Annotated in this window: 18 protein-coding genes; 15 read left to right on the forward strand and 3 right to left on the reverse strand. The window is 59.7% G+C overall.

The annotated features are described in order from the left end of the window. Window positions 1–57: 57 nt before the first annotated feature. The 14 genes from A0U87_RS24430 to A0U87_RS24495 all read left to right on the forward strand — a co-directional run bounded on the left by A0U87_RS24430 (window position 58) and on the right by A0U87_RS24495 (window position 15,474). Window positions 58–1,062 carry a nucleoid-associated protein gene (locus tag A0U87_RS24430; protein WP_004210786.1) on the forward strand — a complete coding sequence of 335 codons (1,005 nt, stop codon included), beginning with the start codon at window positions 58–60 and terminating at the stop codon, window positions 1,060–1,062. Further along, complete coding sequence (locus A0U87_RS24435; protein ID WP_004210787.1) at window positions 1,055–2,236, forward strand: hypothetical protein; 1,182 nt, start codon at window positions 1,055–1,057, stop codon at window positions 2,234–2,236. The genes A0U87_RS24430 and A0U87_RS24435 overlap by 8 nt, the downstream gene beginning before the upstream one ends. A gap of 453 nt (window positions 2,237–2,689) precedes the next feature. Beyond that, window positions 2,690–3,025, forward strand: coding sequence for a hypothetical protein (locus A0U87_RS24440; protein WP_010338223.1), 336 nt, complete (start codon window positions 2,690–2,692; stop codon window positions 3,023–3,025). 74 nt (window positions 3,026–3,099) lie between these two features. Further along, the gene (locus A0U87_RS24445) at window positions 3,100–4,362 is read left to right on the forward strand and encodes a TolC family protein (protein ID WP_010338224.1); all 1,263 of its coding nucleotides are present in this window, start codon (window positions 3,100–3,102) and stop codon (window positions 4,360–4,362) included. Window positions 4,363–4,365: 3 nt separating this feature from the next. Next, window positions 4,366–5,523, forward strand: coding sequence for an efflux RND transporter periplasmic adaptor subunit (locus A0U87_RS24450; RefSeq protein WP_010338225.1), 1,158 nt, complete (start codon window positions 4,366–4,368; stop codon window positions 5,521–5,523). 4 nt (window positions 5,524–5,527) lie between these two features. Beyond that, window positions 5,528–8,755, forward strand: coding sequence for a CusA/CzcA family heavy metal efflux RND transporter (locus A0U87_RS24455; protein WP_010338226.1), 3,228 nt, complete (start codon window positions 5,528–5,530; stop codon window positions 8,753–8,755). A 62-nt stretch (window positions 8,756–8,817) separates the two neighbouring features. Next, on the forward strand, window positions 8,818–9,312 hold the full coding sequence (locus A0U87_RS24460; RefSeq protein WP_004210793.1) for an SRPBCC family protein: 495 nt from the start codon (window positions 8,818–8,820) through the stop codon (window positions 9,310–9,312). Next, window positions 9,305–9,928, forward strand: a complete 624-nt coding sequence (locus A0U87_RS24465) for a cation transporter (RefSeq protein WP_010338228.1) — start codon at window positions 9,305–9,307, stop codon at window positions 9,926–9,928. Before A0U87_RS24460 ends, A0U87_RS24465 begins: the two co-directional genes overlap by 8 nt. A 1-nt stretch (window position 9,929) precedes the next feature. Continuing rightward, complete coding sequence (locus tag A0U87_RS24470) at window positions 9,930–10,232, forward strand: zf-TFIIB domain-containing protein (RefSeq protein ID WP_076605610.1); 303 nt, start codon at window positions 9,930–9,932, stop codon at window positions 10,230–10,232. Between the two features lie 112 nt (window positions 10,233–10,344). Continuing rightward, the gene (locus tag A0U87_RS24475; protein WP_232015803.1) at window positions 10,345–10,746 is read left to right on the forward strand and encodes a hypothetical protein; all 402 of its coding nucleotides are present in this window, start codon (window positions 10,345–10,347) and stop codon (window positions 10,744–10,746) included. 49 nt (window positions 10,747–10,795) lie between these two features. Continuing rightward, window positions 10,796–13,282 carry a heavy metal translocating P-type ATPase gene (locus A0U87_RS24480; protein ID WP_169859983.1) on the forward strand — a complete coding sequence of 829 codons (2,487 nt, stop codon included), beginning with the start codon at window positions 10,796–10,798 and terminating at the stop codon, window positions 13,280–13,282. A 114-nt stretch (window positions 13,283–13,396) separates the two neighbouring features. Next, window positions 13,397–13,777 (forward strand): hypothetical protein, encoded by a 381-nt coding sequence (locus A0U87_RS24485; RefSeq protein ID WP_228223024.1) that lies wholly within the window; start codon window positions 13,397–13,399, stop codon window positions 13,775–13,777. Window positions 13,778–13,829: 52 nt separating this feature from the next. Continuing rightward, window positions 13,830–14,705 carry a bestrophin family ion channel gene (locus A0U87_RS24490; RefSeq protein ID WP_037510716.1) on the forward strand — a complete coding sequence of 292 codons (876 nt, stop codon included), beginning with the start codon at window positions 13,830–13,832 and terminating at the stop codon, window positions 14,703–14,705. Window positions 14,706–14,850: 145 nt separating this feature from the next. Beyond that, window positions 14,851–15,474 carry a carbonic anhydrase gene (locus tag A0U87_RS24495; RefSeq protein ID WP_004210803.1) on the forward strand — a complete coding sequence of 208 codons (624 nt, stop codon included), beginning with the start codon at window positions 14,851–14,853 and terminating at the stop codon, window positions 15,472–15,474. A 103-nt stretch (window positions 15,475–15,577) separates the two neighbouring features. Here the strand turns inward: A0U87_RS24495 and A0U87_RS24500 are convergent, their stop codons facing one another. From A0U87_RS24500 to A0U87_RS24510, 3 genes are all read right to left on the reverse strand, one after another. Next, window positions 15,578–16,438: a hypothetical protein gene (locus A0U87_RS24500; protein WP_125998965.1), complete on the reverse strand. Its 861-nt coding sequence runs from the start codon at window positions 16,436–16,438 to the stop codon at window positions 15,578–15,580. 134 nt (window positions 16,439–16,572) lie between these two features. Beyond that, window positions 16,573–17,523: a three-Cys-motif partner protein TcmP gene (gene tcmP / locus A0U87_RS24505; RefSeq protein WP_037480024.1), complete on the reverse strand. Its 951-nt coding sequence runs from the start codon at window positions 17,521–17,523 to the stop codon at window positions 16,573–16,575. Between the two features lie 66 nt (window positions 17,524–17,589). Beyond that, on the reverse strand, window positions 17,590–18,330 hold the full coding sequence (locus tag A0U87_RS24510; RefSeq protein ID WP_017503063.1) for a phage Gp37/Gp68 family protein: 741 nt from the start codon (window positions 18,328–18,330) through the stop codon (window positions 17,590–17,592). A 175-nt stretch (window positions 18,331–18,505) separates the two neighbouring features. On the opposite strand from A0U87_RS24510, the gene A0U87_RS24515 reads away from it, so the two are divergent. Continuing rightward, a complete protein-coding gene (locus A0U87_RS24515) occupies window positions 18,506–19,786 on the forward strand; it encodes a three-Cys-motif partner protein TcmP (RefSeq protein WP_037480023.1) in 1,281 nt (426 codons plus the stop codon). Window positions 19,787–19,791 lie beyond the last annotated feature (5 nt).

Here is a 19,791-nt window from a genome sequence, read left to right on the forward strand (position 1 = left end):
GGACGTCCCAGGGATTGGTCATGTCCGTCACGGTTTTGGACGTTGGGGGGATTATTGGTGACCGAGATAATTGCGCTTGCGATTCATGACCTGAATCGTAGCGATGCTGGCTATTCTGTCGCGCTCTCCAAGAAGTTGCTTGACGTGACCGACACGACGCTTCGTGTCATCTCCACGGTCTATGAACTTTACAACAGCCGGACTTCCAAGTCTCACGGTCGGTTCACAACGGCAGACGGTTCTCCCACCGAGGGGCAAATCCGTGCCTATGTTGAGGCCAAGGAGAAGGACTTCCTCGGTCTTACCGGCAAGATGATGGACAATCTGGCGCGGGAAGCGGGAAAGAAATCTGCTTCAGTCGGCGGGCATGTGTTTTTTGCTCACTTCCGACGGGATGGTTCAGATTTCATGCTCGTCACGGTGGTCACCGACAAGCTGAGCGCGGCCCTGACCAAAAATCATGGAATGGAGGACGTCGAGCACCTCGATCTCGATGGTTTCCGCTTCGCCGGCCGCATTAATCTTACCGCTTGGGCGGACAAGCAGGACCGCTACCTGAGCTTCTTGAAAGGCAAGGGTTCGATATCCGATTATTTTCGTGATTTCCTTGGCTGCGATTCGGCGGTTCTGGAGCGTAAGGACACTCAGAGCCTCGTGGATGCACTGAAGGAATTTACGCTTACTGAAAAGATGGTCGACACCGAGGCGACGGCGTTCCTGTCCGATGCCTTAGATTATCTTGGCAAGGCGAATAAGGCAAAGGAGCCGGTGGATTTCGAAGCTATGGCAAATCGCCTGATGCCGAAGGAACCCGGCAGGCTATCGAAATTTCTGGCCAATACCGATCGCCAGCTGAATGAAGGCTATGTTCCGAACGCCAGCGCATTGAAAGCCCTCGTGAAAGTGACCGCCAAAACGAAGATGTGGTCGGTCGAATTCACGCGTGAAGCAATCGACCAGAGCAAAGTCGTGTTCGACAAGGACAAGAAATCCCTTACGTTGATGGATGTGCCAGACGAGCTGATCAATCAGATGCGCGCCGAAGGGATGATCAGTGATTGATGTTACGTTTGCCGATCTTGTCGAGATATACCGCGCTACGCGGTTCGATGATGAGAACGGCGACGTTCTGACGATCAAGAGCGACCATATGGTGGCAGTTTTAACCGCCATCATGGAGATCGATACGCATTACAACGATGCCCAGATTTCGGTCGAGGACGGCTATGATCTGGCCGTCGGGGCAGAAGTGCCGGTAACGATTGGTCGGCCCAATGTGGCGAAGATGGGCCTGTTGGTTTCCACTTTGGATGATCTGTTCAAGGCGCCTGGCGCCGTGCTCGCGGAGCCTCAGCGGTATTACATCAAGAAAGAGCATTACGCGTCGGGTGATAACCCTGTCCCGCCAAAACTGCTTGCGTATCGTGCAGTCTTGGACGTGCTCAAGATACTTCGCGATAGCGCGTCGCTGGTTGATGAAACGATGCGTCAGCTGATTTTCATCGGCAAAGAGAAGGTCGTCGTGCCGATCCAGTTTGGTTCAATGGACCTTCGCGGCGACGTGGTGGGTCAGGCTGCGCGGCTGACGAAGCTGTTCGCGGACGAATTGCATTTGGATGAGAAGCGGACGATTCTTCAGACCACCCTCATCGAAATGGTGCGTTCGCTACGCGACAAGGATCGGTTCGGTTTCCTAATCCGGAATCTAGATCGCCTCGCGAATGAGGTGGAGAAGGGATACCGACTCTTCACCTCGAGCTTCTCGTACTCGAAGATCCGCAATGAGGTTGAAACGGCGCGACTGGATTTCGTGGGCAAGATCCACAAGACCATCGTAGATATCCAAGGCCAGCTCCTTGGCATTCCTGTCGCAACGATCGTCGTGGTTTCCCAACTCAAGAAGGTGCCGGCATCGTGCGGCCTCGAGTTCTGGACGAACCTTGGCGTGCTTATAGGAGCAATCGTCTTCGCGGTGATGTTGGGGATTGCCGGGCTGAACCAGTGGAAGACGCTCAATGTTATCGCGACAGAGGTGAAGCGGCAAAGCACCCGCCTCAGCGACGACTTTGCCATGATCGCCGATCAATTCTCTGATGTGTTCGATGACCTCCACGCCCGCATCAAGTGGCACCGCGCTGCTCTTCTTGTCGTTGGCGGCGTTCTGTCGCTCGGCGTGATTATAACGGCAGTCGCAGTCTGGAGGCTTTTGCCGGCCAACGGTTGGCAATGCCTCTGAAGGGATACTGCATGGATTTCCAGCCGTGATCTTCGTCGGAAATCAAGATCGCATCGTAGAAGAATGCATGAGCAATTATCGGGCGGCACTCACGGATTGAGAGGAAGCTTTGGTTCCCCGGATGGTCCGCGGATAAGCGGCATCAGAAAGCTTCTGTCTAAAGTGCAGCCTGATTCCAAAGGATCTGTAATGCCCATAAGACGGGGGGTGGCTATTTTGCAAATTGCGCCTTGTGTCTGGGTCGGTATGCAGATTTATTCGAATTATTCTTGTCTGTGCCATAATGTATATTTGATCGCATCATAGTTTAGGTAAAGTTAATCCGTGATGATATGGTGTATCAGTGCGCTATCATGGCACAATGATCTGATGTAACATTCGGAAACAGTCCAATATGCCGCGATTTTACTTTTGCAGATGACATTCTGCGAAAAGCCTACTATGTAGCCTGTCATGCGCCGCTTAGGACGTTTCCTGCTCTGCCTGCTTTCGTTGTCCATGCTGACGACGACGCTGGTGCATGCCCAGGAAGTTCCTAACGCCCGTGCCCCCACAATCGAGTGCACGGGTTACGTGCATAGCGAAGGGGACGCGGACCAGACGCAGGGTGATGCCGACAAGGCGATCCCGCATCATCATGGCGGTTGCCAGGGTGCTCCGGCTTTCGTTCCGGTCTCTGCAAGCGAAGATATGCTTCCGTTGGCGGTGGACGCGCCTGTGTTCATCCCTGCGCCGATTCCGTCCAAGCGCTGGGCCATCGGCCCCGACCTGCGCCCACCCATAGCCTGACAGAGCCATAATGGACCGTTGCGCCTGAATTCAGGCCGCCGGTCGTCCATGACTCGTGTTCAGGATTCCTATTCATGTTCCGATCCATTGCAGCCTTATTGGCTGCCGTGTCCTGCGTCGCTGTGGCGCAGGCACAGGAGATGCCCGCTGCGGTAGCGGGGGCGTCACCCTATACGCTTGATCAGGCAGTCGCCGCCGCTGGTGGCAGCGCCCCGGCGGCCGAAGCCGCGCAAGCCAATGTCGAAGCGGCCCGCGCCGCACGTACCGTCGCTGGTCTTCGTCCCAATCCCACCGTGCAGACGCAGGTGGAGAATATCGCAGGAAGCGGACCGTATCGCGGCGTTGGTAGCGCCGAGTCGACGGTCAGCATGGCTGTTCCCATCGAACTGGGTGGCAAGCGGTCCGCACGCATCGCGGTCGCTAATGCCCAGACCGACAAGGCGCTGCTAGTCTCGGCGATCACGCAGGCAGACATCAGGCTGCAGATCACGCAGCTGTATATCGAAGCGGCTGCTGCCGAACGGCGTGTCCAAACGGCACGCGATCAGGCGCGGATAGCCGGCGACGCCGCGAACGCTGCGAGTGTACGGGTAAAGGCCGGACGGGCCTCTCCGATCGAGGAGCAGCGCGCTAACGTTGCGAAGATCAACGCCGATGCCGAACTGGTTCGGACTATCCGGCTGGCACAGGCCAGCCGCGCTAATCTCGAGCGTCGGATTGGGCAACCGATGGGCGGACCGCTCGATACGGCTTGGTTGGAGCGCTTGCCACGTGGCTACGGTCCCGAAGTCCCACCGAGCGCGGTAGGTACGCTGGCCCTGGCTGCCGCAGACGCGGACCTTGCCGTAGCTGATGCCAATGTCCGACTCGCCAATTCTCAACGAGTCCCCAATCTCGAAGCTGGCCCCGGTTTACGCAGGCTGTCAGCCACCAACGATACGGCCCTGATCTTCACGGTCACGATGCCTATCCCGATCTTCAATTCGGGCAAGGCGGCTGTCGCGCAGGCTCGCGCGCAGCGCAATCAGGTGGAAGCCCAGAAGCGTATGACGGCACTCGACGTCGAGCAGGCCATCACCGACGCGCAGACATCGGCATCGAATGCCGCAGTCACTGCACAGACGGCTACTGGTCCTGCCCTTGAGGCAGCTCAGGAAGCGGCTCGTATTGCGCGCATCGGCTATCGCGAAGGCAAGTTCGGCCAGCTCGATCTGCTCGATGCCGAACGTACGCTCGCCCAGACGCGCCTCGCGGCCATCGACGCGCTCGCCTCTTACCAGAATGCCCGCGCGCAGCTGGAGCGCCTGACAGCGCCCGCGCCGGAACAGGGGAACTGATCCATGACATCTAAGAAGATCATCTACGCCGCCTTGCCCCTGTCCCTGATGCTGGCGCTCGCCGCTTGCGGAAGCGGTGCCGAGGAGAATCCGTCCAACGACGCGGCACCCGCTGCTGAAGCAAAGGCAGGGGAGAAAGCCGAAGAGGGCAAGATCACGCTCTCGGCCGATCAGATCGCATCGGCTGGCATTCAGACGGCGCGCCCGATGATGGGCGGCTCGGGCACGATCGAGCTCCCCGCTACCATCGATGGCGACCCTCAGGGCACGCAGGTGGTATCGGCCGCGATCGGTGGCCGCGTGGTTTCGCTGACCCGTAACCTTGGGCAGTCGATCGGTCGCGGCCAGACGCTTGCCGTGATCGAGAGCCGCGAGGCCGCCTCGCTCAACGCCGAGACCGAAGCTGCTCGCGCACGGCTGTCTCTGGCGAACAGCAATCTCGCCCGCGAACAGCGTCTGTTTTCGCAGCGCGTCTCGCCTGAGCAGGATCTCATCGCTGCACGCACCGCAGCGACCGAAGCCCGCATCGCCCTTCGTCTGGCGCAGCAGCAGGTTTCTGCTGCGGGCACGGGTGGCGGCGGCCTCAATCGCATCGGCATCGTGGCGCCTATGTCGGGTCAGGTTATCGGCCGCAGCGTGGTGCTGGGGCAGACGGTCGCGGCGGATGCTGAATTGTTCCGCGTCGCCAACCTTTCGAGCGTGTCGCTTTCGCTCAACCTGCAGCCGCAGGATGCGGGCCGGGTGCGTCCGGGCGCAACGGTGAATATCAAGGCAGCTGGTCGACAGGCGACCGCGAAGGTGACGTTCGTGTCGCCGGCGCTCGATGCCAATACGCGACTGGTTCCCGTCATCGCGACTCTCGACAATCGTGATGGCCTCTGGCGCGTCGGCGAGCCGGTTACGGCATCGGTCGCGCTCACCGGCAGCGGCGGCGATGGCGCGATCCGTGTGCCGCTGACTGCGGTGCAGACAGAGGAGGGCAGGTCGGTCGTCTTTGTGCGGACCAAGACCGGGTTCCAGGCAACCGCCGTCCAATTGGGCGACAGTGCCGGCGACAGCGTGATCATCAAGTCGGGCCTGAAGGGCACCGAGGAGATCGCCACCGTCAATAGCTTCACGCTCAAGGCCGAACTCGGCAAGAGCGAAGCCGCGGAGGACTGAGCCGATGATCGCCCCAATCGTAACATGGGCGGTTCACAAGCGCTGGCTCGTCCTGCTGCTGACCGCCATTGCCGCCGTGATCGGCGCCGCCGCCCTGTCTCGCCTGCCTATCGACGCAGTGCCGGACATCACCAACAATCAGGTGCAGATCAACGTCCGTGCGCCCGCGCTTTCGCCCGAACTGGTCGAAAAGCAGGTGGCGTTCCCGATCGAGACTGCGCTCGCCGGCATTCCGGGCCTCGAATATAGCCGTTCGCTTAGCCGCAATGGTTTCGCGCAGGTGACGGCGGTCTTCTCCGATCAGACGGATATCTTTTTCGCCCGCCAGCAGGTCGGCGAGCGCCTGACAGGCGTGTCCGAGAACTTGCCCGATGGCGTAACGCCCGAAATGGGCCCGATCGCCACCGGTCTGGGCGAGGTCTATATGTGGACCGTCCGTCTGGAGCATCGCAAGGACGACAAGCACCAGCCGGGTGAACCCGGCATGCAGCCCGATGGCAGCTACATCACGCCGGAAGGCGAACGGCTGACGAACGACACCGACAAGGCGACCTACCTGCGTACCGCGCAGGACTGGATCGTTTCGCCGCTGCTGAAGAACACGCAGGGCTTGGCCGGCGTCGATTCGATTGGCGGCTATGCCAAGCAGTTCCTCGTCGTGCCCGACGTCCAGCGCCTGGCTTCGATGGGGATCACGCTGACGCAGCTCAGCACGGCGCTTGAACGCAACAACACCAGCGTCGGTGGCGGCTTCGTCAATCGCAATGGCGAAGGTCTGGCAGTCCGTGCGGACGCTCTTGTCCGTAACGCCGACGAACTTTCCAAGATCGTGGTGGCCACCCGGGAAGGTGTACCCATCACCCTTGGTCAGGTTGCATCTGTTCGTACCGGTCAGGCGATTCGCATGGGGTCGGCGTCCGAAAACGGAACTGAGGTCGTCGTCGGCACCGCCATCATGCGGATCGGCGAGAATAGCCGCACCGTCGCGACCGCAGTCGCCAACCGGCTGGAGGAGATCAACGCCTCACTGCCGCCAGACGTAATCGTCCAGCCTGTGCTGAACCGTACGGCGCTGGTGAACTCGACCATCAAGACGGTCGCCAAGAATCTGGGCGAAGGCGCGGTCCTTGTCATCGTGGTGCTGTTTCTGCTGCTCGGCAACTTCCGTGCCGCGCTGATCGCCGCCGTCATCATCCCGGTGACCATGATGCTGACCGGCTTTGGCATGTTGCGTGCCGGGGTGTCAGCGAACCTCATGAGCCTTGGCGCGCTCGACTTTGGCCTCATTGTCGATGGCGCCGTCATCATCGTCGAAAATGCCCTGCGACGCATGGCTGAGCATCAGCATCACGAAGGGCGTCTGCTCACCGTGAAGGAACGGCTGGATACGGTCGCTTCTGCTGCCCGGGAGATGATCAAGCCGTCGGTCTATGGCCAGGCGATCATCATCCTCGTTTATGTGCCGCTCCTCACCCTGACCGGTGTCGAGGGCAAGACCTTCGTGCCGATGGCGCTTACCGTCATCATCGCGCTGGTCTGCGCCTTCATCCTCTCCCTGACCTTTGTTCCCGCCGCGATCGCCCTGTGGCTATCCAAGCGGATCGAAGAGAAGGAAGGACGGATCATGAGCTGGCTCAAGGCCCGCTACGAACCCGGTCTCGACCGGGCGATGAAGCGGCCTGTAGTCACTGTCGGCGCTGGTGTCGGTGGTTTCGTTCTCGCGATCCTGGCCTTCATGTCGCTGGGACAGGTTTTCCTGCCGCAGCTCGATGAGGGCGACCTGTTGATCCAAGCCCTGCGTATTCCGGCGACGTCGGTGCAGCAGAGCCAGGCGATGCAGGTGCCGATCGAGCAGATGATGTCGAAGCAGCCGGAGGTGAAGTTCGTCTTCTCCAAGACCGGTACGGCCGAACTGGCATCCGACCCGATGCCGCCCAACGCCACTGATATGTTCGTCATCCTCAAGGACCGGAAGGAATGGCCGGACCCCAGCCTGAAGAAGGAGGAACTCATCTCTCGGATCGAGGGGGAACTCGCCAAATTCCCGGGCAACGCCTACGAGATCACCCAGCCGATCCAGATGCGCTTCAACGAGCTCATCGCCGGCGTGCGCGGTGATATTGCGGTCAAGGTCTTCGGGGACGACTTCAACTCGATGAACGCGACGGCGGAGAAGATCGCCAGCGTCCTGCGCCGCACGCAGGGGGCTGCCGACGTGAAAGTCGAGCAGACCACGGGCCTTCCGATGCTCGACATTCGGGTGAATCGCGACGCCATGGCCCGCCTCGGCGTTACCGCTCAGGACGTGCAGGACATCGTGAACGCAACGCTGGGCGGCCAGCAGTCGGGCATGATCTTCGAAGGCGACCGCCGTTTCCCGGTGGTGATCCGTCTTTCCGAAGATCAGCGTGGTGACATCTCGCTGCTCAGTCAGGTCCAGGTGCCGACCCCGAGCGGCCAGTTTGTTCCGCTGGCCAGCGTTGCGGATATCCGCGTCGTCGACGGTCCAAACCAGATCAGCCGTGAAAACGGCAAGCGTCGTGTCGTTGTCCAGGCGAACGTGCGTGGCCGTGACGTTGGCGGCGTGGTCGCAGATGCGCAGGCTGCCATTGGTAAGGAAGTGCGTCTTCCTCCAGGCAGCTATCTCGAATGGGGTGGCCAGTTCGAGAATCTGGCATCGGCTCAGGAACGCCTGCAACTGGTGATCCCGGCCTGCTTTGTCCTGATCCTGCTGCTCCTCTATGGAGCGTTGGGGTCGGTCCGTGATGCAGCGATCGTGTTCACCGGCGTTCCGCTCGCTCTGGTGGGTGGCGTGCTGGCCCTCTTCTTGCGGGGCATGGACTTCTCCATCTCCGCAGCGGTCGGGTTCATTGCGCTGTCCGGCATCGCGGTCTTGAACGGCCTCGTCATGGTGTCCTCCATTCAGGATCTCATGCGAACCGGCATGGAGCGCGCCGAAGCCGCTCGGGTGGGCGCGCTTCAGCGTCTGAGGCCGGTGGTCATGACGGCGCTGGTTGCGAGCCTTGGCTTCGTGCCGATGGCCCTGGGCAGTGGTGCTGGCGCCGAAGTCCAGAAGCCGCTGGCGACGGTCGTAATCGGCGGCCTGATCTCCGCGACGCTCCTGACCCTGTTCGTCCTGCCGACGCTCTATGCGCGATACGGCCGCACGACGATGGTCGAGGAGGATGATCCAGAGATCGAGGTCTCCCCGTCTGTTCAACCGCAGCACTGATGTGACGGGAGGGCAGCAACTGCCCTCCCGCCTCTTCCTGATCGAAGGAAAGGATCAGACCGATGAGAGAGGAAACCATATTCAGTCCTCAGATCTCGCGTTTGCGGGCGTGGACGCTGTTGGCCGACCTCAATCGCTATGAAGCATGGCATCCCCACTATCGCTTTGGCGCGGGGGTCGTCGAACTTGGGAACAAGATCGACATGACCTGGACGCTGATGGGCAAGCAGGCATCGCTGGAAGCCAGAATTGTAGCCAATGATAAGCCCGATATCATCCGCTGGAGAGCAGCCACATTGCCGCTTTTCAGCATCGAAGAGGGGTATGAAATTTATGAGGATGAAACCGGTCTGCATGTCCGGCACAGCTTCGAATGCAAGGGCATCCTTGGATTGTTGGCACGCCCGCTAGCCACAGGCCTTCGCCGTCAAATGAGAACGCAGGATGCGAGTTTCATGGCGGCGGTGAAGCGCACGATCCGCGCAGTCTCTCCAGCCAATCGCCACAAGCGGCGCTCGCTCAGCGTGATCAAGGGCAGGGGGAAGAGCGATGGATGAAGCAACGAGCGGCGTCAATCAGCGCTTGGAGCGTAACACGCTCTGGATCGTGCTGATCCTCAACGTCCTCATATCTGCAGCCTTCTTCATCGTTGGCTTTACTGGAGATTCCAGCGCTCTCATCGCCAATGGCGTCGACAATCTGTCGGATGCGCTCGTTTATGCGCTGAGCCTTGTAGCCCTGAGCCGAGGCGTCACGTGGAAGAGCCGAGCGGCAATGTTCTCAGGCTCCATGCTGCTGGTCTTCGCAGTCGGCATCCTCATCGACGTCGGTCGTCGATATGTCTACGGCAGCGAGCCCATTGGCACGGCCATGATGGCGATGTCGGCTGTGGCAGCCATCGTAAACTTCATCTGCCTAAGGCTGCTGCAACGGCTTGAGCAGCCCGACGTCAACATGCGCGCAGCTACAACCTTTAGCTTCAACGACTTCATTTCGAATGGCGGCATTTTGATCGCCGGCGTGCTGGTTTGGTGGCTCGGCACAAACTGGCCGGATCTTCTCGTCGGCGTCGCCACTGCGCTGATCGCCATCAAGGGCGGGGTCGAGATCCTGAAGGATGCTCGTAGCGAAATTCGGGAGGCCAAGGGCCGCCCAGAAATCAAGGAGGCCTGAAATGACAACTCGTACTTCTCCGCAAGGACTTCCCTGTCCGGTCTGCAAGGTCGACCTGCTCATGAGCGAGCGGCAGGGCATCGAGATCGACTATTGCCCTCAATGTCGTGGCGTCTGGCTCGACCGCGGTGAACTCGACAAGATCATCGAACGCAGCATCAGCGAAACTCAGCCGACCGAACGGCGTGAAGGCACGCTTGGTGTGTTCGGCTCAAAGCATGGAAGCGATCGTGGCGACAGCCACGGATCTCGGGGCGGCCACCATGGTCGTCGCAAGGGCTTCCTGCGCGATCTCTTCGACTGACAACCAGCTTGGCCGCCGCACCTACCCCCTGTGTGCGAGAACGGCCCGCGTCATGGGCGGCATCCCTCGCCGCCCATGACGACAGTTTCTTCCTCCTGATCCGGGAAACAACATGCGCCTGAAACAATATCGTTTGAGCCGTCTCTCCCTGACCGTAGGAGGCCTGATGCTCAGCCTGATGGGATGTCAGCAGAATGGTGGCGGCGATGAAAGCCGTCATGATCGCAATTCCATTCCCACGCTCGTTGGGGAGCATCTCTACGCATGTGAGGATGGAACGCAGCTGGACGGCGATTTCCTGGTCGATGGGCTGACCCTCGATCTGGCGATCCTGCCGAACCAGAAGCCGATCCGTCTGACTGCGCCCGACACGGGCCTGACCTATGTCGGCGATAAGCTCAATGTCAGCCTGACCGGCGTCGACACGTTGAAGCTAGTACGCGCCGATCAAAAACCGCTGATCTGCAGGAGAACCCGGACGATCAGCAAGCAGGGACGCCTGCATCCACCCTGATGGCAACTGTTTTTACCGAAGATAGCGTGTCCCAACCAGGATGATGGTCATGATTCAAAAACTCCGCCTTGATGTCCCCCTGCTGCTCCCCGAAGTCACCGACACGGCTGATGGCTGCGTTTCGCGCCTGATATCCTTGATCGAAAGCCGTCCCGGTGTTTCTGAAGTGCATGTCACGAAGGAACCAGCCGGCACACTGCCGCAGCTGTGCATCCACTATGATCCGGACGCGATCTCTCTTCCTCGTATCCGGGAGCTGGCGAAGGCGGCGGGGACGCAGATCGCAGAGCGCATCGGCCATGCGGTGTGGGAGGTCGACGGCATTGGCCATCAAAGGCGTGCCAGGTCTATTGGCGAAACGCTTCGCGCGCTGCCAGGCGTGCTCGAAGCCGAGGCCATTCTTCCCGGGACGGTGCGGGTTGAGTTTGATCGCACGATCACGTCGGAGGATGGCATTCTCACGGGGCTTCGCGATGCCGGTGTAACACCCAAGGCACTCGCGGCTTCCGGAAAGAAGCCCGTGGCGCACGACCACGACAAGGATCACGATCACCCGGCTGTCGAGAAGCACGACCACGATCATGGGCATGGCGGACTGCTTGGGCCCAACACCGAGCTGATCTTCGCTCTTGCCTGCGGCGGCGCGCTGGGGGTGGGCTACCTCATCGAGACGTTCGTGACGGCCCCCGCCTGGGTGCCGTTCGCTCTCTTCATCGCGGCTTATGTGTTCGGCGGCTTCTACACCGTGCGTGAGGCTATCGAAAATCTGCGCCAGAAGCGCTTCGAGATCGATACACTGATGCTGGTGGCAGCCGCTGGTGCGGCGGCGCTAGGCGCTTGGGCCGAAGGTGCCTTGTTGCTGTTTCTCTTCAGTTTGGGGCATGCACTCGAGCATTACGCCATGGGCCGCGCCAAGCGTGCGATCGAAGCTCTGGCCGAGTTGGCGCCGCGAACGGCCACCGTTCGGCGCATGGATGGTGGCTCCAGTGTCGTGCCGGTCGAGGAACTGGTCCTTGGTGATGTCGTCATCATCAAGCCGGACGAGCGCATCGCCGCCGATGGCTTCGTCATCAAGGGCAATTCTGCGGTCAATCAAGCGCCTGTCACTGGCGAAAGCATCCCGGTCGACAAGGAGCCGGTCGAAAGCGCGGACTCTGCTCGGGCCAATCCTGATCGCGTCGCTGCAGCCAGCAGGGTCTTCGCCGGCACGATCAACGGCAGCGGCCTCATCGAGATCGAAGTCACGCGCCTATCGAACGAGAGCACGCTCGCCAAGGTCGTGAAGATGGTCAGCGAGGCGGAGACGCAGAAGTCGCCGACCCAGCGGTTCACTGATCGCTTCGAGCGCTTCTTCGTGCCTGCCGTTCTTGTCTTGGCATTCCTGCTTCTATTCGCATGGGTCGTCGTCGATGAGCCATTCCGCGACAGTTTCTATAGGGCGATGGCCGTCCTTGTGGCCGCCAGCCCCTGCGCGCTGGCCATCGCGACGCCGAGCGCCGTGCTGTCGGGTGTCGCCCGTGCCGCGCGGGGCGGCGTCCTGGTAAAGGGCGGTGCGCCGCTCGAATTGCTGGGATCGCTCGATGCCATCGCGTTCGACAAGACCGGCACGCTGACGATGGGCGAGCCGCGCATCCAGCAGATCATCCCGGCGCCTGGCGTCACCAGGGAAGAACTGATGGCGCTGGCGGTGGCTGTAGAAAGCCTCAGCGACCATCCCTTGGCCCAGGCAATTGCGCGAGATGGGCGCGAGCATATTGGCGACCATCCAGTTCCGGAGGCTGAAAATCTGAAAAGCCTCACGGGTCGCGGCATCTCGGCTCTTGTCGGTGAGGACGAAGTTCTCATTGGCAAGGCCGAGATGTTCCGCAGCGACGGCATCGCCCCGCTGTCCACCGAGATGGATGCTGCGATCAAGACGCTGCGGGAGGCAGGACAGACCAGCATGGTCGTGCGCAGCGGCTCGCGGGATATGGGGGCTATCGGTCTTCTGGATACGCCGCGCGAAGCAGCCCGCGCGGCGCTGGAACGCCTGCGCGAGATCGGTATCAAGCGGATGATCATGATCTCGGGCGATCACCAGCGTGTGGCTGATGCCATAGGCAAGCAGGTCGGGATCGATGAAGCCTGGGGCGATCTCATGCCTGAAGACAAGGTCGAGGCCATCAAGAAGCTGCGTGCCGAAACCAAGGTCGCCATGGTCGGTGACGGCGTGAACGACGCGCCAGCGATGGCGACCGCAACCGTGGGTATCGCCATGGGCGCGGCCGGCTCAGATGTTGCTTTGGAGACAGCCGATGTGGCGCTCATGGCCGACAATCTGTCGCACCTGCCGTTTGCGGTGGGCCTCAGCCGGAGCACGCGCTGGGTTATCAGGCAGAATGTGTTCGTCAGCCTGGGTGTCGTCGCCTTCCTCGTACCGGCGACCATCCTGGGTCTTGGCATCGGACCGGCTGTCGCCCTTCACGAGGGATCCACCTTGCTGGTGGTCATCAACGCGCTGCGGCTTCTGGCATATCGGGATCCGGTCCGTGCTTGAACAGGATGCGGGTCGCCATCGAGACGCGACGTGAGGATCGGAAAATTCGACGCCATCTTTGTCGGGACAGGCATATTGATATGCGTCGCTCTCGCTGTGGTGGGAGTGTGGGCGATGTCCGGCGGACTGCACGCACCACTTAATGATCCACCCGCCACGAAGCGTATGCACTTCACGATCCAGCCGGGGGAAACGCAGCGGGTAGCAGCCTATGTGGCCGGGGAGGGAACCGTACGGTTCGTAAGCGAAAGTCGCGGCGCAAAGGTCCGCTATCGCCTTCGCCTGGAAGATGGGCACCAAGGTTCAATTCTTGCCGACACAATTGCATCGGGCGCTCAGCGCGGGGAATTACGCCCCCAGCATGGCAGCTTGTACGAATGGTCTTGGAACAACCTATCGCCCGAGCCGGTGCATATCGGCTTTTTTGCCGAGGGCAATTTCGACATCCTGAACCGAACAGGCGCTCGTCAGCCTGAATCCTTGGTGGCCCCCTGATTTTAAGAATTGGGCGCTACACTTCTCACATCATAGACAATGGAGCACCGCGATGATCGTCGGAGCGCGTCCCCGCCTGCAGCAGATCATACTCGAAATCTGGAAGCCGCTGACCATCCTGTTCGCTTGGGATGTGGCGGTCACCATTTTCCATCGGTTCATGCCGATCAAGGAGCCCGCGCTGCCGGTCGCGCTGTTCGGCACGGCCATCGCCTTGTTTCTCGGGTTCCGGACGAACGCCGCTTACGCCCGCTGGTGGGAGGCGCGCACCTTATGGGGCGCTTTGATCAACGCATCGCGCAGCATCGCCCGTTTGTGTCGCAATGTATTGCCGGCTGGCCCGGAAGCGGAAGCTATTGTGCTGCGGCAGATCTCTTTCGCGCACGCGATGCGGTGCCGGCTGCGGGGGCAGGATCCGACAGAGGATATTGAGCGGCTGGCGGGCAAGGAGGCCGCCGAAGTGGCTGCCGAGCGTACGAACCGCCCCAATGCGTTGCTCGAGGACATGTCTCGCATCGTGTCTGGAGCGCGGGCTGATGGGAAGATCGACACCATCCAGCAGTCCCTGTTCGAACGAGTGATGATCGACATCGCCAATGCCCAGGGTGGCATGGAGCGGATCAAGAACACGCCGCTGCCCAGCGGCTTCGAGTTCATGCCGAACTTCTTCACGCGGCTGTTCTGCGTGCTGTTACCGATCTCGTTGGTAGAGACGCTGGATCTCTACACACCGATAGGATCGACCTTGATCGGGATGATCTTCCTGGCTGCGTTGCGGATCGGGCAGGATCTGACGGACCCGTTTGCCAACACCGTCCATGACGTGCCGCTATCAACGATGTGTAGGACGATCGAAATCGACCTTTTGGAGTCTCTGGGGAGGAAGAGCCCGGGGCCGCTTCCTCCTGTGGCGGGAACGCAGTGGTAGGGTAGGGGATCAAAGGACAGACGCAGCCGTTACACCCTCCAACAGGCCGTAAAGGGACGGAAATCAATCGTTACGATCGAGTTGGGCGCCGGCGACAGACGGTTCTTATCTGCCTCGCGCGCCCATTCATGTGAAGGAGTAAGAAGTGGCAACTGCAAGCGTAATTAGCACGCAACCGACACCGGACGAGGCCCTGCAGCGCTTGGTCGACGGCAATGAGGCATTCGTGGCTGATGCGCCGGTGCCGGCCGACTTGTCACGCGAGCGGCGACTGGCGCTCGCAGAAGGTCAGCAGCCGTTCGCGACGCTGGTGGGCTGTTCGGACTCTCGCGTTGGTCCAGAACAGCTGTTCGGTGCCGGCCTCGGCGAACTGTTCATTGTCCGGACTGCCGGTAACAACGTGGACACCGCCGGCATGGGCTCCATCGAATATTCGGTGGCCGTGCTGAAGGTGCCGCTCATCGTCGTGTTGGGGCATGAGAAGTGCGGCGCTGTTGCGGCTGCAGCCGACGTCGTGACGAAGGACACACGCTTTCCGGGTAGCATCGCCCGTATGATCGAGCCGATCGTGCCGGCTGTTCTGGCTGCTCAGCGCAATGTCGGCGAAGACAAGCTGGTCGACACTGCTGTCGAGGAAAACGTCCGGCGCATGGTTGAACGTCTGCAGAAGTTCTCAGAGCCGATGCTTATCGAGCCGCAGGAACGTGGCGAGTTGAAGGTCGTGGGCGCCGTGTACGAACTGTCGACCGGCCGGGTGCGCTGGCTCTAAAAGCGCAGGCTTTCCCGACGGACATAATCAGAGTTTGGCTGGTTATGTCCGTCGGGAGTGCGCGGATATCGTGGCAGTGATAGTCGCCCTTTGATGCTAAGCGTTATTTGTAGAAGCTGCTTGTGTCGACTTTTACTCGCACGTCTGACGCGGTCACCGTCAGCGGGTCGCTGATGGGAAGTTCGATTTCCGCCTCATAGGGATATTCGTCAGTGTCGCGGGAGCCGATATCATTCGCAACATCAGATCCTGAGCCATATTGCAGTTCGACCACAACGGATCCGGTCACCTCGTAGTAGATCGTGTTGGCATCCATGTCGGTGACCACGATTTCGTCGACCCAGTGATGGTCGATCGCTGTGTGGGTAGACAGCTCATCGAGCTCCTGGATTGCTTCCCCAATCATCTTTTCGAACACGGCGGTCTGCATCGCTCCCGCGATCGCCTCTTCGATAAGGTCGCGGCTCTCTTCAGCCGCGTCCAGTAGGGCGTTGATTCCGTCGAGAACTTCGCTGAAAATCCGCCTGATTTTTGAGCCGTCGGCTAGGATGGTGTTTGGGCGGACATGTGTAGAGCGGTTTAGCGCATTCACCATGTCAATCAATTCGTCGGCATGGGGCTTCACCTCGAACTTCAGTATGTCCTTTACGAATTGGTCTGAAAGGCCGGCCTTGATGATGTAATTCGCCCGTTGCCTCCTCGTCACCGTATCGGTGTCTGGTGCTTGCACGAACCAGACGCATGCACGGACATCTTCGTCAGGTGACAGTTTGTGGATAATATGACCGACCGCTTCGCGCAGGCCGGCTGCTACGAAGTTTCCACGGATTGGGTTGCTCTTGCTCTTCCCTACTTTGATGCAGCCTTTGAAGACTGTCTTCAGGAATTTGTCTCGATCGAAACGCTTCGCGAGAGCGCGTGACGATTGGCTGATCTCGCGCCAGGTGGCAATCTCATTTCTCATCATAATTCCATTTCAACATCGTCTTTTGAGATTTCTGTCCAGGTGTTGATCTTGATCCAGCCGGACTTCACTCAGTGCCTTTAGGCAGGCGATATCGAAATAATAGCTGGACTGATGTGGGATGGTGCTTGTCGTCACCGGGACGAAGGTAAGGTTCGTCCGCCAAACTTTTTAATCTGAGCAGCGACGCCCCTCTTGATCAGCGACACCGCCCGTTCGTTGGGGTTTCCGCTGAGCAGGAATAATGAAAACTGGCGCAGTTTATGCCGGGTCAAGATCGGGATCGGCTCAGACACGAAACTGAAGATGGTCCGTAGGCGTTCGGCCGCGAATTTTTCTACCTTGTCAGGGTCGGCACTTCGGTTGGGCGTTGATGTGGCCGCAAAGTCGAAGAGGTCTGAAGGCTTGGGGGTGTACTTGTAGAAGTGCTGCTCCCAATCGGGGGTGCCGAAAACCTCATTCAGCGATGCCCTTTTTCCAGCGTCGAGAGCCGCATGGTCGTGGCTCAACTGGCGAAGGGCGGCGTGCAGTGGAAAGAGATACCAGACGTCTGCTCGTTGGGTGTTTGCAAGATATCTCAAAGTATCCCATCGAACAGACATGCCATAGGGGTCGAGGAATACGACGGCGCGCTGAAGTCCGCTCCGGCCCGGCTGCGTCCAAGGGCCATTGGAGAACACCTTGCGCAGTTCATCGTTGGCATCCCCAGGGACGCATCGGATGTCGTGGTTTGGAAAGTCGGATTTCACCCGCTCTAGTGCGGCGAAGCGCTGTGGATCCTTCTCGATGAATACGAAGTGGCGGAAGGGCGGATCAATGGCTATCGCACGACGTGCAGAGCCCTCCAGGCGGACGCGTTCCATGACTCCTGGCTCTTGGCTAAAAAGCCCGGCCGACTTGCTTTCGATGGTGCGGTCACCTGTCCCGGCGAATGCATCAATGTACCACGTTTCGAAGGGATTGGTCGGCGACGGACTCGCTTGCAGCGCTCGCGTGTAAAAGTTGAGGTAATCGGAAACAGCATTGAGCTTGATCTCGGTCCACCCGCCACCAAAGGTATGTTCAGCTCTTTCCACATCGGCCATGTCGGGTTTGTCTCGGTTAGGCCTCAGCGGCACCGTTGATCTTGTCTGGTGGGGATATGCCCCTCGTTAAGCGGCGCGCGAGGCGACGGGAACCGGCAGCTCGTTCCATTCGCGCCCGTCGAGATCACGGCCGCCGGTCTTTGGCCGGATGCCGCCCCATTGTTTGAAGAAGAACGCGACGCCTTGTTCGGCGCATAGGTCGCGAATTTCACGCGCCCATTCGATTGCCATCGGCCGCGCGCCCGGCCCACTTTCGCCGCCCGCAATAACCCAGTGAATGCCCGTGAGATCAACTTTTCCGACTGAACCGATCAGCGGTTCTACGGAAAGGAAGCGGACGCCAGCAGGTGCATCTCGCAGATGCGTAATACGAGCGCTGGATTTGCTGTCTTCGACCGACACACCGAGCCAAATGTGAGCCGGTGGTGTGGCATCACGGTAGCGCCGCTTGAGATAGCTGCGCATCAGCGAACTGCGTTTCGTCAACACTTGGAAGACGTGCCAATCCGCCTTCTCCATCGTGTCGAAGACCTGATCGATGAAGGTGCGGGGCACCTCCTTGTGGAATAGGTCGCTCATCGAATTGACGAAGATCATCCGGGACCGCTTCCAAGCGAGCGGTTGCGCTAGCCGTTCAGGCCGAAGGGTGAGGTCGAAGCCATGTTCGAAAGGATGACCTGGGATGCCGCGCCACCGCTCAGAGAAGCGGGCGGCATAGCAATTGTCGCAGCCGGCAGTAATCTTCGTACAACCCGTCACCGGATTCCACGTCGCATCTGTCCACTCGATTGCACTGCCGTCGGCCATAATAACGCGCCCCTAGAACGTACCATGAATCTTGGCATATCGCGAATCGTGGGGCAACGAGTTTCGGTGCCAAAACTGGAAAATATGAGCAAAATGAATGAGAAGGGGATGGACAGTTGCTGTAAGTATTACTCATAACTTGTCTATGGCGGCAGGGCCAGCGAGGCATCAATCCATGGCAGGTAATCTGGGTTACGATTGGATCGTGGGCGGTAGTCTGCCCGAACTCGGTCGCCACAGTGCGGCAAAGCATGAGATATTCGATGCCTATGTTGGGGCGTACATTCGCACACTGACTAAGAGTCATCGCACCCGTGCTCTCAACCTCACAATCGTTGACGGGTTCTGTGGTGGCGGTCGCTATACGCTTGATGGCGGTCAGGTTGACGGGTCTCCACTTCGAATGTTGGCTGCAGTCGACCGGGTTCGGGCTGAGGTCGCAGCGGCACGGACACTAGGCATTGCGATCAATGTCGACTTTGTCTTCGTCGATGCGAACCGCAACCATATCGATTTTCTACGGGATCTTCTGGAAAGCGAGGGTCACGGCTCTCGGATCGGGCGGGACATCCATATCCTCACTTCGAAGTTTGAAGAGGTCTCTGGAGATGTGATCGCACGCATCCAGGCAAGAGGGCGGGCGCATCGCTCCTTGTTCTTCCTGGATCAATACGGATGGAGTTCAGTCACATTCGCCACAATCCGCAAGATCATGGCAGCCCTTCAAAACCCGGAAGTGGTGCTGACCTTCATGGTAGACCATCTGGTGAACCTGCTGAATGACAGGATGATCGACACCGCGGGCTTGGCGGCGGTCGATCTCGGTCGCAGTGATGTCCAGGACATGCTGCAAATGAAGCAGATGCGGGGTTGGAAGCGCTTCATCCAAAACACGCTCTACGAGCATATCCAGCGGAACACTGGCGCCGATTATTACACGCCGTTTTTCATCCACCCCGAAGGTGGGTCCAATCGGGATTATTGGCTCCTGCACCTGTCGAAGCACCATTCGGCTCGAGAGGAAATGGGCAAGATCCACTGGGGAATGGAAAACACATTCGAGCATTTCGGTCGAGCGGGCTTTAACTCGCTTGGTTTTAATCCAAGCGAGGATGTGCGGAAGGATATGTTGGACTTTGGCTTCAACGACAACGCGCGAACCAGGTCGGAGAACGCCGTTGTCGACCAACTCGCCAGGATGCTTCACGCACGGGCGGCAGCCGGGAAGGGGCCGCTGACCAAGAAAGAACTGTTCGCATCCCATTGCAACGAGGCGCCGGTAATCGGTGAGATCGTGGATGCAGCGCTGGTCGAACTACGCAAGGCGCAGGATGTGATTATCACTGGCAAGGATGGAGCGTTGCGACGGTCAGTGAAGACGTTCGCTTGGGATGACGAGATCAAGGTGTCTCGGGAGCCTGGCCTTTTCTCTGTGTTCGATCAAAGAGCAGCGTGACAGGT

This window comes from Sphingobium sp. MP9-4, from assembly GCF_005281675.1.
GTDB classification, from domain to species: Bacteria; Pseudomonadota; Alphaproteobacteria; order Sphingomonadales; family Sphingomonadaceae; genus Sphingobium; species Sphingobium yanoikuyae.

Excerpts from the sequence above, each read along its gene's own strand:
- A0U87_RS24440 (WP_010338223.1), top strand. The coding sequence starts at position 2,690 with ATGCGCCGCTTAGGACGTTTCCTGCTCTGCCTGCTTTCGTTGTCCATG.
- A0U87_RS24445 (WP_010338224.1), top strand. The coding sequence starts at position 3,100 with ATGTTCCGATCCATTGCAGCCTTATTGGCTGCCGTGTCCTGCGTCGCT.
- A0U87_RS24450 (WP_010338225.1), top strand. The coding sequence starts at position 4,366 with ATGACATCTAAGAAGATCATCTACGCCGCCTTGCCCCTGTCCCTGATG.
- A0U87_RS24455 (WP_010338226.1), top strand. The coding sequence starts at position 5,528 with ATGATCGCCCCAATCGTAACATGGGCGGTTCACAAGCGCTGGCTCGTC.
- A0U87_RS24460 (WP_004210793.1), top strand. The coding sequence starts at position 8,818 with ATGAGAGAGGAAACCATATTCAGTCCTCAGATCTCGCGTTTGCGGGCG.
- A0U87_RS24465 (WP_010338228.1), top strand. The coding sequence starts at position 9,305 with ATGGATGAAGCAACGAGCGGCGTCAATCAGCGCTTGGAGCGTAACACG.
- A0U87_RS24470 (WP_076605610.1), top strand. The coding sequence starts at position 9,930 with ATGACAACTCGTACTTCTCCGCAAGGACTTCCCTGTCCGGTCTGCAAG.
- A0U87_RS24475 (WP_232015803.1), top strand. The coding sequence starts at position 10,345 with ATGCGCCTGAAACAATATCGTTTGAGCCGTCTCTCCCTGACCGTAGGA.
- A0U87_RS24480 (WP_169859983.1), top strand. The coding sequence starts at position 10,796 with ATGATTCAAAAACTCCGCCTTGATGTCCCCCTGCTGCTCCCCGAAGTC.
- A0U87_RS24485 (WP_228223024.1), top strand. The coding sequence starts at position 13,397 with ATGTCCGGCGGACTGCACGCACCACTTAATGATCCACCCGCCACGAAG.
- A0U87_RS24490 (WP_037510716.1), top strand. The coding sequence starts at position 13,830 with ATGATCGTCGGAGCGCGTCCCCGCCTGCAGCAGATCATACTCGAAATC.
- A0U87_RS24500 (WP_125998965.1), bottom strand. The coding sequence starts at position 16,438 with ATGAGAAATGAGATTGCCACCTGGCGCGAGATCAGCCAATCGTCACGC.
- tcmP (WP_037480024.1), bottom strand. The coding sequence starts at position 17,523 with ATGGCCGATGTGGAAAGAGCTGAACATACCTTTGGTGGCGGGTGGACC.
- A0U87_RS24510 (WP_017503063.1), bottom strand. The coding sequence starts at position 18,330 with ATGGCCGACGGCAGTGCAATCGAGTGGACAGATGCGACGTGGAATCCG.
- A0U87_RS24515 (WP_037480023.1), top strand. The coding sequence starts at position 18,506 with ATGGCAGGTAATCTGGGTTACGATTGGATCGTGGGCGGTAGTCTGCCC.